The 13,014-nt window shown below is 68.0% G+C and carries 12 protein-coding genes; 5 read left to right on the forward strand and 7 right to left on the reverse strand.

Translation table 11 applies throughout. The features are described from left to right. The first annotated feature begins 57 nt into the window (after positions 1-57). Both MJO54_RS01935 and MJO54_RS01940 read left to right on the forward strand, forming a co-directional pair. The gene (locus MJO54_RS01935) at positions 58-660 is read left to right on the forward strand and encodes a hypothetical protein (RefSeq protein ID WP_240175550.1); all 603 of its coding nucleotides are present in this window, start codon (positions 58-60) and stop codon (positions 658-660) included. A 44-nt stretch (positions 661-704) separates the two neighbouring features. Beyond that, positions 705-1,820 (forward strand): alkaline phosphatase family protein, encoded by a 1,116-nt coding sequence (locus tag MJO54_RS01940; RefSeq protein ID WP_240175551.1) that lies wholly within the window; start codon positions 705-707, stop codon positions 1,818-1,820. Between the two features lie 65 nt (positions 1,821-1,885). Here the strand turns inward: MJO54_RS01940 and MJO54_RS01945 are convergent, their stop codons facing one another. After that, positions 1,886-3,382: a potassium/proton antiporter gene (locus tag MJO54_RS01945; protein ID WP_046285817.1), complete on the reverse strand. Its 1,497-nt coding sequence runs from the start codon at positions 3,380-3,382 to the stop codon at positions 1,886-1,888. Positions 3,383-3,528: 146 nt separating this feature from the next. On the opposite strand from MJO54_RS01945, the gene MJO54_RS01950 reads away from it, so the two are divergent. Both MJO54_RS01950 and MJO54_RS01955 read left to right on the forward strand, forming a co-directional pair. After that, positions 3,529-4,209 (forward strand): potassium channel family protein, encoded by a 681-nt coding sequence (locus MJO54_RS01950; protein WP_046285816.1) that lies wholly within the window; start codon positions 3,529-3,531, stop codon positions 4,207-4,209. 25 nt (positions 4,210-4,234) lie between these two features. Continuing rightward, entirely contained in the window at positions 4,235-5,149 is a 915-nt protein-coding gene (locus MJO54_RS01955) for an SAM-dependent methyltransferase (protein ID WP_082108372.1), read from the forward strand. 10 nt (positions 5,150-5,159) lie between these two features. Here the strand turns inward: MJO54_RS01955 and MJO54_RS01960 are convergent, their stop codons facing one another. Both MJO54_RS01960 and MJO54_RS01965 read right to left on the reverse strand, forming a co-directional pair. Beyond that, a complete protein-coding gene (locus MJO54_RS01960) occupies positions 5,160-5,555 on the reverse strand; it encodes a heme-binding protein (RefSeq protein WP_046285815.1) in 396 nt (131 codons plus the stop codon). A 218-nt stretch (positions 5,556-5,773) separates the two neighbouring features. Next, a complete protein-coding gene (locus tag MJO54_RS01965) occupies positions 5,774-6,529 on the reverse strand; it encodes an MBL fold metallo-hydrolase (RefSeq protein ID WP_105294401.1) in 756 nt (251 codons plus the stop codon). A gap of 43 nt (positions 6,530-6,572) precedes the next feature. Here MJO54_RS01965 and fgd point away from each other — a divergent pair, with 43 nt between their 5' ends. Beyond that, a complete protein-coding gene (gene fgd / locus MJO54_RS01970; RefSeq protein ID WP_046285813.1) occupies positions 6,573-7,583 on the forward strand; it encodes a glucose-6-phosphate dehydrogenase (coenzyme-F420) in 1,011 nt (336 codons plus the stop codon). A gap of 17 nt (positions 7,584-7,600) precedes the next feature. Here the strand turns inward: fgd and MJO54_RS01975 are convergent, their stop codons facing one another. Genes MJO54_RS01975 through glnX form a run of 4 tightly spaced genes read right to left on the reverse strand, consistent with a single transcriptional unit; the run spans position 7,601 to position 12,978 of the window. Then, entirely contained in the window at positions 7,601-8,041 is a 441-nt protein-coding gene (locus MJO54_RS01975; RefSeq protein ID WP_064888845.1) for a cupin domain-containing protein, read from the reverse strand. A 13-nt stretch (positions 8,042-8,054) separates the two neighbouring features. Next, entirely contained in the window at positions 8,055-10,733 is a 2,679-nt protein-coding gene (locus MJO54_RS01980) for a tetratricopeptide repeat protein (RefSeq protein WP_234821448.1), read from the reverse strand. Further along, positions 10,676-11,659: a glutamate ABC transporter substrate-binding protein gene (locus MJO54_RS01985; RefSeq protein ID WP_065152071.1), complete on the reverse strand. Its 984-nt coding sequence runs from the start codon at positions 11,657-11,659 to the stop codon at positions 10,676-10,678. The genes MJO54_RS01980 and MJO54_RS01985 overlap by 58 nt, the downstream gene beginning before the upstream one ends. Continuing rightward, a complete protein-coding gene (gene glnX, locus MJO54_RS01990) occupies positions 11,659-12,978 on the reverse strand; it encodes a protein kinase G-activating protein GlnX (RefSeq protein WP_046285811.1) in 1,320 nt (439 codons plus the stop codon). Before glnX ends, MJO54_RS01985 begins: the two co-directional genes overlap by 1 nt. Positions 12,979-13,014 lie beyond the last annotated feature (36 nt).

The raw sequence follows: 13,014 nt of genomic DNA on the forward strand, positions 1-13,014 counted from the left end.
CGTCTTCGCCCGAGCGGAGCATCGCCGGGCGAGGTTTATTGAGGAAGGTCTGGGCGGATGAGCGGTCCCCGAGGTGGCGCTTTAGGCCGACTGCAGCGGGCGGCTGCCCGCACGACGGCCACGATGGTGTTCGCCGGATTCTGCCTGCTGGTTGCACCGGCGGCGCACGCCGACTTCGAGGACTTACTCGACACGGTGATCGGCGCGGCGAGCGCCGGGCCCGACCCAGTCGATATTGCCGACCTTCCCGCGGGCTCACTGGATCTGGACGCCTCCGGAGTTCTGCAGGACCCGCTGGCCCAGCTCGACCAGGTGTTGCACGGCGAGCCAGGGCAACTTATTCCAGAGCCGGCCACCGCGGGCACGCCCGCTGAGTCCAATCCGGGCGATCCCTCCGACACCAACTCGGGCGCCCCCGGCGACACCACACCGAATCCCGGAAACGGCGAGCATCAAGCCGGAAACTCCGAAAACTCCAACAATCCCACCAGCTTCCCGAAGTTCAGCATGCCCGGTGGCGGCAACGGCGGCGGCGGTTCGGGCGGCGGCGGTAACGGCTCAGGTGCCCCGGGCGCCAATAACGCCAAGACCAAGTCGAACACCAGCGCCGCCAAGCCCGGGGCGGATCTGCCGAAAGCCGAGGGCGACGGCGTCGGCTAGCGCCTGGGCTGCAGCGCCGCGACGATCGATGGCAGGCTGAACCGGTGCCCGGTTCGATCTGCGACATCCTGCCGTCCGCTGCCGCGCTGCTGGGAGTTGCGGGCGCGAGCGACCCGCTCGGTCTGCGCGAGCGCGTCGGTGACGTGCAGCGGGTGGCGGTGGTGCTGGTTGACGGGTTGGGCTATCACCTGTTGCCGCAACTGACGCAGGACGCACCCCTGCTGGCCTCGGTGCTGGCCGGCACCATCGGCCAACTGACCGAACTGTCTTGTACGTTCCCCTCCACCACGCCCACCAGCTTGGTCTCCCTGGGCACGGGCGTGCCGCCGGGCGAGCACGGCGTGCTGGGTTTCACCGTCAATGTTCCCGGAACCGATCAGGTGCTCACACACATCTTCTGGGGTGAGGAGCCGCCGCCGGCGCTCTGGCAGCCGGTGCCCACCTGGTTCGAGCGGCTGCGCGACGCCGGCGTGGCTGCCCGCGCCGTGCTGCCGGAGATGTTCGTCGGCAGTGGGCTGACCGAGTCGGCCTACCGAGGCGCGGACTTTTGCCCGGTGGCCAAGGGAGAGCCCTACGCCCAGCGGGTGGTCGCGGAGCTGGCCTCCCCGGGCCTGGTCTACGGCTACACCGCAGCACTCGACCACGCCGCGCACGTGTCGGGGATCGGCTCGGAGCACTGGCACGCCGCCGCCGCCAAAGTCGATGCGCTGCTGCGGCATCTCCTCGAGGAACTGCCAGCAGACACGGCGTTGCTGGTCACCGCGGACCACGGCGGGCTCAACGTGCCCGAGGAGGCCCGCGTCGACCTCGACGCCGACCCGGTGTTGCGCGCCGGAATCCGAGTGGTGGCCGGCGAGCCGCGGGTGCGCTACCTGCACACCGAGCCCGGCGCCACAGCCGACGTGCTGGCGACCTGGACCGAACGCCTGGCCGGGCGGGCCATGGTGCAAACCCGCGAACAGGCCGTTGCCGCTGGGGTATTCGGGCCCGTGCGAGAAGGGCATCTGGCGCGCATCGGCGACATTGTCGTGACCTGTACCGGCGGCACCGCGGTCCTGGCGACCGAACACGAGCCGCCGCAGACGGCGCAACTGGTGGGCTTCCACGGCGGGCTCACCCCGGCTGAGATGGCGATCCCGCTGCTCGCCTTCTCCCGTTGACTCTGCGCTCACCAGGCATGCCACTCGCATTTTTGCCTGGTACGCGCAGAGTCAACGCCAGCGGGTTACTCCGAGTCGCCGTACTCGTCGAACCAGTGGGCCAGCTTGCCGCGCCGGCTGACCGCCCGCAGGCGGCGTTCGGCCGACAGACGGGTCTTGCTGGTGGTGACGATCAGCAGCTCGTCGCCGACGGTGATCCGGGTGTCGGGCTGGGGCACGAAGGTGTCGCCTTTGCGGATGATCAGGGTGATCACGCTCGGATCGGGCAGTCGCAGCTCCAGCACCGAGACGTTGTGCAGCTTCGACCCCGGCTGCACCGTCATCGTCAGCAGTTCGGCCTCCAAGACATCCAGAGGCGCCGCCTCAACCTGGATCTCGCGGGTGGCGTCACGCGGGATCAGTCGCAACCAGTGCGCGAACAGACCCAGGCTGGGGCCCTGCACCACGGTGTAGACCACCACCAGGATGAACACGATGTTGAGCAGTCGGTAGCTGTCCGGGACGCCCTCGACGATCGGGAAGGTCGCGAGCACGATCGGAACCGCGCCACGCAGCCCCGCCCACGAGAGGAAGATCTGTTCACGCCAGGGCACTTTGAACCAGATCAGCGACGCCACCACCGACAACGGCCGGCTCAACAGCAGCAGTACCGCCCCGATGATCAGCGCCGGGATCAGTTCTCCGGACAACTGGCTCGGGCTCACCAACAAGCCCAGCAACACGAACAGCCCGATCTGCGCCAGCCAGCCCAGCCCCTCGGCGAACGAGCGGATGGCCGCGCGATGCGGCAGGCCGGAGTTGGCCAACACCACACCCGACAGGTAGGCGGCGATAAACCCGCTGGCGTGCAACGACGCCGCCGCCGCGAACGCCACCATCGCCAGCCCGAACGTCGCCAAGGGGTACAGCCCGGATGCCGGCAAGGCCGCCCGACGCAGCATCATCGCACCGAGCAGCCCGACGACCAGGCCGATCGCCGAGCCCGCTATCAATTCATAAAACACCCCGCCGATGGCGTGGGCCGGGTCGATCACCAGCGGCGTGGTGCTCAGCATCAGGACAACGATCGCGGCCGGCGCGTCGTTGAAACCGGACTCCGCTTCCAGCAGGCCGGCCACCCGCCGCGGCAGCGGCAGCACCCGCAAGATGGAGAACACCGCCGCGGCGTCGGTGGGCGAGACGATCGCCCCCAGCAGGAACGCCAGTTGCCAACTGATGCCCAGCAGCAGATGCGCGGCCACCGCGATGACCGCCATGCTGACCACGACACCGACGGTGGCCAGCACCGCAGCCGGCGCCAGCAATCGGCGGATGTTGGCGAAACGGGTGGTCAAACCACCTTCGACCAGGATCACCGCCAGCGCGGTGGTGCCCAGGTCACTGGCCAGTTGCACGTCGGAGAAATCCAGACCCAGCCCGTCATTACCGATCACCACCCCGACCAGCAGGAACAGCAACAGGCTGGGCAGCCCGACTCGATCCGCCGCGCGGGTGGCGATGATGCTGGCAAGCAGAACCAAGCCCCCGATCAACAGAGCCAGGTAGAGCTGTTCCAGGCTCATCTGATCCCCGTTCGGGCTGTTGGTGGCGGTCGGACCCGTCCATATGATTCGCTCAAAGTCGGCGGGTTCGTGTTATCTGTCAGTAAATCAGTAGCGCTGTCACGACCGTGTTACGCCCGGAGCGGCAGGGGACGAGGGGAGCCATCATGCGCATCGGGATCGCCGGCGCCGGCGCGGTGGGGCGATCCGTCGCACGAGAACTGATCGGCGACGGCCACCGGGTGCTGCTGATTGAGCGCAATCCGGCGCACTACCAGCCCCACACCGTCCCGGAAGCCGAGTGGTTGCTCGCCGATGCCTGCGAGCTGAGCGCGCTGCGGGAATGCGGCATCGAGATCTGTGATGTGGTGATCGCTGCCACCGGTGATGACAAGGCCAACCTGGCCACCGCGTTGCTGGCCAAGGCCGAGTTCGGGGTGGCCCGGGTGGTGGCCCGGGTCAACAACGCCCGCAACGAACCGCTGTTCACCGAAGAGTGGGGCATCGACGTGGCGGTCTCCACCCCGCGGGCGATGGTCGCCGCGGTGGAGGGCGCCATCGATGTCGGCCACCTGGTCCCGTTGATGGGCTTGCGGCGCGGCCAGGCCAGCCTGACAAAGCTGACCCTGCCCGACGACAACCCGCTGATCGGTAGGCAGGTTTGTGACATCGTGCTGCCCGAGGGCGCCGCGCTGGTCGCGGTGCAGCGCGGTGACCGGGTGATCCTGCCGCGGGCGACCGAGGCGCTGCAGGCCGGCGACGAGATGCTCTTCGCCGCGGCCAGCGGGATCGACGACGAGGTCCGGGCGGTAGTGCACGGCGCACCCGCCAGCAGAAGGGCATATTGACGCCGTGCCGCCGCGGTGGGGACCCGTGAGTACGGCGCCGAACGAGCAGGATGACGCCGGGAGCTTGGCCAGCGGAGCCGGCGTCATGGCCACGGTGCTGGCGGCCGCGCGGGCCGCGGCGGTGTCGCGCGAGCTGATCAACGACCCGTTCGCGGCGCCATTGGTGCATAAGGTCGGCCTCGAGTTCTGCATTCGGGTGGCCGATGGGGACCTCGACATCAGCCGGCTCGGCAAGGACGGCGGCTTTCCCCGGTTCGCGGAGTTCTCCGCGGCGCGAACCCTGTTCTTCGACGCGTACTTCACCGATGCCGCCCGCGCGGGCATCCGCCAAGCGGTGATCCTGGGTTCGGGGCTGGACACCCGCGCCTACCGACTGTGGTGGCCGCCGGAGACCATCGTCTACGAGGTCGATCATCCGCACGTCGTGGACTTCAAGACCGCCACCATGCGGGCCTGGGACGCCATGCCGAGCGTGAATCGTCGTGCGGTCGGTGTCGACCTACGCGGCGACTGGCCGGCTGCCTTGCGCCGGGTGGGTTTTGACGCCGCCGCGCCCACCGTGTGGGTCATCGAGGGGCTGCTGGTCTGGTACGTCCCCTCGGACGCCCAGAATCGCCTGCTCGACGGTGTCACCGGACTCAGTGCGCCGGGCAGCCGACTCGCCGCCGATCACGCGGTGCCGCCGAGCCGGCCGCAGGCTGTGCATCACGAATCACTCGTCGAACGGTGGCGCCGGCGTGGCCTGAGCCTGACCGGTCCCGGTCCGTTCTATTCCGGGGAGCACACCGACGTCGTGCGGCATCTCACCGAAAGCGGCTGGGCTACCACGCAATCCGGTATCGCTGATCTGTTCGCGTCGGCCCGACTGCCCCGGCTGTCAGACCGTGAGCTCGATGGTGCTCCGGCGGCTATCCGCTATGTTGCGGCCACCCGGCGCTGACCGCCCGACGCTATCCGGCCATGAATTCGGCGTAGGCAGAAGCCAACTCGGGCGGCAGGCCCGTGGTTTGGCATTGCCGTTGCGTCTCGCCGATGGGCGCCAGGATTCCGCGCAGCTCGTAGTACTCCTGGGGGTGAGCAGTGAAGTAGCTGCGCACGTCGGCGGCGGCTTGCGGTCGCGGCGAGTTGATGGCCTGATTGACCACGGCGTTGGCGCCGGGGTGCGCCGCCAGGTACTGCTGCGCGGAGCCGGTCACGGAGTTCACGGTGCCCGATACCCCGGCCGGACTGCAGTCCGGTGCGGCAGACGCCGACGGGGCGACGACCAGGGTGGCGGCGGTGGCGCCCAGTAGTCCGGCGCCGAGGCCAAGTCGGCGAATCATGGTGAAGCCGTGGGCTTTCGACATGGATGTTCCTTCCGGGTGGGTGAATGCAATTCCCGTCCGGAGCCCAAGGTACGCGCGGCTGGAGTGCACGCCGTGTGTCCTGGGGCACCGCCATCAGCGCTCTCGACCATCGTTTCTGGACCTGCCGCATCTTTTGGCGGCAAATGCTCCACCGGTGCGGAGGAATTGTTTAAGGTCCGCTCTTAATCTGCGGGATCAGCGCTTATGCGATCGTGACCTTAATGTTTGCTCGCACGGTCGATTGCGGCCTCAGCGGCTTCTTTGATCGGGCCATGCCAGACATCGCCGTGACCGGGTGCCAGGATCTCGGTCTCCAGCAGCGCCAGCGCACTGAGACTGCGCAGACAGTCCTCCTGGCTGTGGCTGAACAGCTCCGGCAGCAGCTGCGGTCCGGTGTGCGACAACACCGGATGACCGGTGATCAACGCGTCCCCGCTGGCCAAAACGCCATCGACCAGATACGAGCAGTGCCCCCGGGTGTGGCCGGGCGTAGGGATGGCGACCGGCTGACCAGGCAGCGTTGCGGCGATCTCGCCGGTCAGCGCTTGCGCGGACGGAATGCCCTCCCGATTCAGGCCACCGCTGCGCACCACGTGCGCGCTCCACAAAGCCCAGCTCGGCCGCCACAGCCGCGGAGCCAACGCCAGCGGCGAAACCTGCTCCAGATACTCGCGTTTGGCGTGGCCGACCTCGTCGGCGTGGCAGTACACCGGGGTGCAGTGCGCCTTGGCGAGCCAGATTGCCGCCCCGAAATGGTCGACGTGGGCATGGGTGAGCAACACCGCTCGCACATCGGCCGGGCGGTAGCCCAGGGCGCCCAGCGACGCCAGCACCTCGGTGCGATCGCCGGGGTAGCCGGCATCGATCAACATGACTCCGCTGTCATCGGTGACCAGCAGCCAGTTGACGGCTTCGCCGCGGGCCAAGTACACCCGCTCGGTCACCGGAACGAGCTCCACGAGCTTCTCACCCATGCCCGTGAGTTTAGAAAGGCGGCGGGAGAGTAGAAAAGGTGGAATGGCGGAACTAAAACTCGGGTACAAGGCATCGGCAGAGCAGTTCGGACCGCGGGAACTGGTGGAGCTCGGCGTCGCCGCCGAAGCGCATGGCATGGACAGTGCCACCGTCAGCGACCACTTCCAGCCCTGGCGGCATGAAGGTGGGCACGCCCCCTTCTCGCTGGCCTGGATGACCGCGGTCGGCGAGCGGACGAGCAAAATCCAGCTGGGGACCTCCGTGCTGACCCCGACGTTCCGGTACAACCCTGCCGTCATCGCACAGGCTTTCGCGACGATGAGCTGCCTGTATCCGCAGCGGATCTTCCTGGGTGTGGGCACCGGCGAGGCTTTGAACGAGATCGCCACCGGTTTCACCGGCGAGTGGCCCGAGTTCAAGGAGCGGTTCGGGCGGCTGCGTGAATCGGTGCGGCTGATGCGTGAGCTGTGGCGCGGCGACCGAGTGGACTTTGACGGCGACTACTACAAACTCAAGGGCGCCTCGATCTACGACGTGCCGGAGTCGGGCGTGCCGGTCTACATCGCGGCCGGCGGGCCGGCGGTGGCGAAGTACGCCGGGCGCGTCGGTGACGGTTTCATCTGCACCTCCGGCAAGGGCGAGGAGCTCTACACCGAGAAGCTGATGCCGGCGGTGTTGGAAGGTGCGGCCGCCGCGGAGCGAGACGCCGCCGCGATCGACAAGATGATCGAGATCAAGATCTCCTATGACCCGGATCCCGACCTGGCGCTGAACAACACCCGATTCTGGGCGCCGTTGTCATTGACCGCCGAGCAGAAGCACTCCATCGACGATCCGATCGAGATGGAGAAGGCCGCCGACGCGCTGCCGATCGAGCAGATCGCCAAACGCTGGATCGTCGCCTCGGACCCGGACGAGGCGGTGGAGAAGGTCGGCGAGTACGTGCAGTGGGGCCTGAACCACCTGGTGTTCCACGCACCCGGCCACGACCAGCGCCGTTTCCTGGAGCTGTTCAAGACCGACCTGGAGCCGCGGCTGCGCCGGCTGGGCTGAGCCGCCTCAGGGGCGGGTCAGGCGTAGCCGCAACCGGGGTCGGGCGCATCCTCGAAGAGCGGCGCGCCGACCGGCAACAGGTACACGGCCTGCAACACCACCGGGGTCGATCCCAGATTGCGGCCGATGTGCGCGTGCTCGGGGCCGCCGGGTTCGGTCATCGGATCGCCGGGTCTGTAGATACCGTCAAGACTGCAGTCGGCGCGATTGTGGGTCAAGGTGCCCTGTCGCACGACGCCGAACACGGTGCCGTCGTGCCAATGCCAGCCGGTGCTGCCTCCAGGTTCGATGGTGATCTCGCGGAGGAAGTAGTCCCGTCCGTCTACCGCGGTCTGCGACAGGGTCACCCCGTTGGTCTGGTCGCTCGGCGTCGCGGTCGCCGGCGGCGCCACGGCTGGCGTCAGGGCGAACGCCACCGCCACCGATAGCGCCGAAGTTCCCCGAAGCCAGCTGGTCATGCGGACACCGAATCTAGAACGTACTCATCGGCCGCACCGCGTTGGCCGTGTCGACCAGCCGGTAGCGATGCTCCTGGGTGGGCGCCAGCCGGGCCAAGGCGCGCAGCGCCATCTCCACGCCGAGCCGCAGCCCGTGCTCGGTGAACGGAAAACCCAGGATGTGGTTCGTGCTGGCCTCGTGCTCGGTCAGCCAGTCCATCGCCGCGCCCAGCACCAGCGCCCGGATCTGCAACACGCGCGGTTCGGTGTCCGGCAGCGCCTCCACCCGTCGAGCGGCATCACGGATCTGGGCTTCGGTGATCTCGCTGGACGAACGTCCCGACAGCAGCGTCACCGCACTGGTCAGCCGCGCGGTGGTGAAATGCCTTGAGGTGGCAGGAACTTCGTCGAGGGTGCGAACCGCCGCTGTCCGGTCGCCTTCCACGGAGAGGGCGCGAGCCAGGCCGAAGGCGGCTGAGATCACGCTGTCGTCGGTGTGCCACACCGACTCGTAGAAGCCGCGCTCGTCGTCGGTACCGGCCAGCTCGGCGGTGGCGGCCAGAGCCATCTTCGGCGCCAGCTCTCCGGGGAACATGTCGAGCACCTCGGTGAAATCTTTGCGGGCGGCCTCGTAGTCGCCGGTGAGCAGCTCGGCCACTCCACGGAACCAAACCAGCCGCCATCGCCAACCCACCTGCTCGGCCAACTCGTCGAGCTTGCTGGTGGCCTTGGTGACGTTGCCGAGGTCGAGCAGTGCCCGCACCTCCATCAGCGGCAGGCCGATGGACTCCGACAAGTCGATGCCATCGGACTCCAGCGAGCTGTTCCGCACGGCGCGCAGCGAATCCAGGGTCTGCACCGGTTCGCTGAGCTCCATCGACGACAACAGCGGAGCGGCAACATCGCTCGGGTCGATCAGCGGCACCTGCAAGGCAGTCACGATCTCACGTGCCGTGAGGTTCTGGGAGTGCACATGCCCGTCCAGGTAGACGTCGGTGTGCGCAACCAGCAGGTGCTCGCCGAAGGTGGACCGCGAACGGGTGAACACCGTCGACAGGCCGGGTCGCGGTGTCCCGGTGTCGCGGGCGACCACTTCGCGCAGCACGCCCATCAGCTGCGCGGACATCTCCTCGGCCGAGCTGAACCGCCGGCGCGGGTCGGGATCGATCGCCCGGCGCAACAGCCGGCGGTAGGAGTCGTATTTCTTCAGCACCGGGTCGTCGTCGGGCAGTCCATCGACGTAGCGGCCGTCACGGGTGCGCAGCTTCAGCGTCAGCGCGGCCAGGGTCCGGCCCACGGTGTAGATGTCGGTGGCCACGGTCGGGCCGGTGCGAACGATGTCGGGAGCCTGAAATCCGGGCGTGCCGTAGAGGTATCCGAACGAGTTGATGCGTGCCACCGCGCCGAGGTCGATCAGCTTCAGCTGCTCCTCGGTGAGCACGATGTTCTCCGGCTTGAGGTCGTTGTAGACCAGGCCCAGTGAATGCAGATAGCCCAGGGCGGGAAGGATTTCCAGCATGTAGGCGATGGCCTGGGCCACCGGCAGCCGGGTGCCGCGGCGCTGTTTGAGCGATTGCCCGCCGACGTACTCCATCACGATGTAGCCGACCGGGTCGCCGTGGGAGTCCGGATGCTGGACGAAGTTGAAGATCTTGACGATCGACGGGTGGGTCACCTCGGCGAGGAACTGCCGCTCGGCCATGGCGATGGCCTGCGCCTCGGCGTCACCGGAATGCACCAGGCCCTTGAGCACCACCGGGCGCTCGTTGACGTTGTGGTCGACCGCCAGATACACCCAGCCCAGACCGCCGTGGGCCACGCAGCCCTTGATCTCGTACTGACCGGCCACCATATCGCCGGGTTTCAGCTGCGGCAGAAAGGAATACGGACTTCCGCAGTGCGGACACCAGCCCTCGGCGGCACCCTTCGCGTCCCCGGTGGATCGGCCCACCGGCCGACCGCAGTTCCAGCAGAAACGCTTGGACTCGGCGACCTCGGGATCGTCCATGAGCGCAGCGAGGGGATCGATGGGGGGAACCCGGGGGATCTCAACCAGGCCACCGCCCAAGCGCCGCCGCGGCGCGACGGGACGCACCACCGTCGACTCGTGGGATTCGACCGCACCCGGGGAGTTCGGGCCCTCACGGGGGCGGAAGATCGCTTGGGTCGACATCGGCCGGCGTACCGACGACGATTCGGCCAGCACGTCCGCGCGCTGGGTGACCGGACCGTCGTCGTCCAGCTCGGTCGCGGACTGGTCTGCGTCGTCGTCGCCCTGCTTACTGCGCCGCTCCTCAGCGTCGCTGCGCTCCGCATCGTCGTGGCCCTGCTTACTGCGCCGCTCCTCAGCGTCGCTGCGCTCCGCGTCGTCGTCGCCCTGCTTACTGCGCCGCTCCTCAGCGTCGCTGCGCTCCGCATCGTCGTGGTCCTGCTTACTGCGCCGCTCCTCAGCGTCGCTGCGCTCCGCATCGTCGTGGTCCTGTTTACTGCGCCGCTCCTCAGCGTCGCTGCGCTCCGCATCGTCGCTGCGCTCCGCATCGTCGTGGTCCTGCTTACTGCGCCGCTCCTCAGCGTCGCTGCGCTCCGCATCGTCGTGGTCCTGTTTACTGCGCCGCTCCTCAGCGTCGCTGCGCTCCGCATCGTCGCGGCGCGCCATCAGTCCGAATACCTCGGTGTCGGTGGCACCGGCGCCGGTCCCAGGACCGTCAACCACTTGCGGTACAAGGTGTTCCACGTGCCGTCGCGGCGGATGCGCTCCAGCGTTCCGTTGACGAAACGCACCAGCCCGGTGTTGTTTAGGTTGATCCCGATCCCGTAGGGCTCTTCGTCCATGCTGGGTCCGACGATGTGCAGATACGGGTCCTGCGCCATCAGGCCGGCCAAGATCGAGTCGTCGGTGCTGACGGCGTCGACCTGACGCTGTTGCAGCGCCACCAGGCAGTCGGCCCAGTTCACCACCGAAACGATGATCGGGGCCGGGGTGATGTTGCGGATCCGCCGCAGCGAGGTGGTGCCCTGCGCTACGCAGACCCGCTTACCGGAGAGGTCCGCGGCCTGGCGGATCGCGGAGTCGCGCGGGACCAGTAGGCGCTGATTGGCCACCAGGTACACCGTCGAAAAATTCACCAGCTCACGTCGGCCGCAGGTGATGCTCATGGTCTTGACCACGATATCGACTTCGGACTTCTGCAGGGCCGCGATCCGTTCGGCCGACGCCAGGATTCGATACTCGACCTGCGACGGGGTGCCGAAGATGTCGCGGGCCACCTCGCCGGCGATGTCGACGTCGAAGCCGGTGATCTCACCGGTGATCGGGTCGCGGAAGCTGAACAGGTTGCTGCCGATGTCCAGTCCGACGATCAGCCGGCCCCGATGGCGGATCTTGGCCACCGCCGCATCAGCCTCGGCCTTGTTGTGGAAGGGGCGCAGGCTGGCGGTGGCGTCGCAGTCCTCGGTGCGCGGTTCGGGCGGCCGCGGCGCCTCGGGCGCCAACTCCTCCATACCGGCCGGGGTGGGTGGTGGCAGCGTCGGCATCGCGGTCGCGGACACGAATTCGGTTCGCCCGCAGCCGGTCAGGCCGGACAGCACTAATGCGGCGCTCAGTGCGCACAGCAGCAACCGGGGCCGACGGTGGATCATCATCTGTACTCGTTCAGTCGAGGCCACAACCCGAGCGCGACCGCGATCGCGGCACCCATGCTGAGTACCGCGCCCCCAACCGGGGCCACCGACAGTACCCGGCGGGCGTTGAGGACGTCACCGCGCAGCTGATTGCGACTGTGCTGCAGCGCCTTGTCCAGTGCCGCGTCCAACTGGTCGAACGCCGGTGTTGAGTCGTCGCCGCTGCCGCCTAGCGCGACCTGGGTGGCCGCCCGATAGTTGCCGACGCTGATGTAGGCGTTCATCCGGTCATTGGCCTGTCGCCACCGGGCCAGCAGCTGCCCGGCGTTGGCCAGGTCGGCCTTGTCCACCGCGTCGCCGCGCTCCAAGTACTCCTGCAGCTGCTCCTGCATGGTGTCGATGCGCTGGTAGAAGGTCTGCTTGCGGGTCTCCTCGTCGCCGCGCCGGATCAGCGACAGGGTTTCGTCGGCACGCGCCTGCTGTGCGGTGATCGCCAGATTGGTGATCTCCTTGAGCGACTCGGCACCGGTGTCCTTGGCGGTGCGGCTGCCCGCGGTGGAGATCACCAGCACCGTTCCGACCCAGATGATCATCAGCAGAATCGCCAGGCCGCCGGCGACCAACCCGGGATTGATCCGGCGTCTGGTGTGCCGGGCCAGCCAGCGGTGTGCAAACGCGCCGAACAGCACGGTGGCCGCCACCACCAGGATCACTGGGGCCGGCACCCTCGTCGACGCCGTGGTCTGCACGTCCACGGTCGCCGAAGTGGCCTGGTATAGGCGCTGGGCGTCGGGAAGGATGGTGTGCTGCATCAGCTCGGAGGCTTCCGACAGGTATGACGAGCCGACCGGATCGCCCGAGCGGTTATTGGTCCGGGCCGTCTCGATCAGCCCGGTGTAGACGGCCAGCTGTGCATTGATTCGCCCCAGTAGTTGCAGTAGCGGCTCGTCGTCCAGCCCGCCGGATGCCCTGGTCACCGCCACCGCGGCGGCGGTGATGGCCTGTTCGTAGCGTTCCCGCACCGCCCGCGGCTCGCCCTGGGCGATGAACGCGGTGGCTGCTGCCGCGTCGGCCACCGACAGTGTGGTGTAGAGCTGCCCGGCGGCATACGCCAACGGCTCGGTGTGGTCGAGCACCGTGGTCAGGGTGTTCTGCCGATTGTTGATCGTGGTGGCGGTGGCGAAGGCGCTGATGCCGCCGAGGGCGGCGAGGATGAGTCCGATGGCCAGAATGCGGCCGGGGGTGGTGGTGAAGAACCACCAGCGGGGTCTGGCCGGTTCGGTCGGCGACCGTAACCCCGCCGGCTCGGTTGACGGGTGCGCCAACTCAACGGTCACGTCTGTTCAGGCTCCATCCCTGCGGCTGATCGCGGC

It is taken from the genome of Mycolicibacter virginiensis, from assembly GCF_022374935.2.
Taxonomy (GTDB): domain Bacteria; phylum Actinomycetota; class Actinomycetes; order Mycobacteriales; family Mycobacteriaceae; genus Mycobacterium; species Mycobacterium virginiense.

Coding starts and splice junctions, on each gene's coding strand:
- MJO54_RS01945 (WP_046285817.1), bottom strand. CDS start 3,382: ATGAGCCTGGAACAGCTCTACCTGGCTCTGTTGATCGGGGGCTTGGTT.
- MJO54_RS01975 (WP_064888845.1), bottom strand. CDS start 8,041: ATGACCAGCTGGCTTCGGGGAACTTCGGCGCTATCGGTGGCGGTGGCG.
- MJO54_RS01985 (WP_065152071.1), bottom strand. CDS start 11,659: ATGATCCACCGTCGGCCCCGGTTGCTGCTGTGCGCACTGAGCGCCGCA.
- MJO54_RS01960 (WP_046285815.1), bottom strand. CDS start 5,555: ATGTCGAAAGCCCACGGCTTCACCATGATTCGCCGACTTGGCCTCGGC.
- MJO54_RS01950 (WP_046285816.1), top strand. CDS start 3,529: ATGCGCATCGGGATCGCCGGCGCCGGCGCGGTGGGGCGATCCGTCGCA.
- fgd (WP_046285813.1), top strand. CDS start 6,573: ATGGCGGAACTAAAACTCGGGTACAAGGCATCGGCAGAGCAGTTCGGA.
- MJO54_RS01965 (WP_105294401.1), bottom strand. CDS start 6,529: ATGGGTGAGAAGCTCGTGGAGCTCGTTCCGGTGACCGAGCGGGTGTAC.
- MJO54_RS01935 (WP_240175550.1), top strand. CDS start 58: ATGAGCGGTCCCCGAGGTGGCGCTTTAGGCCGACTGCAGCGGGCGGCT.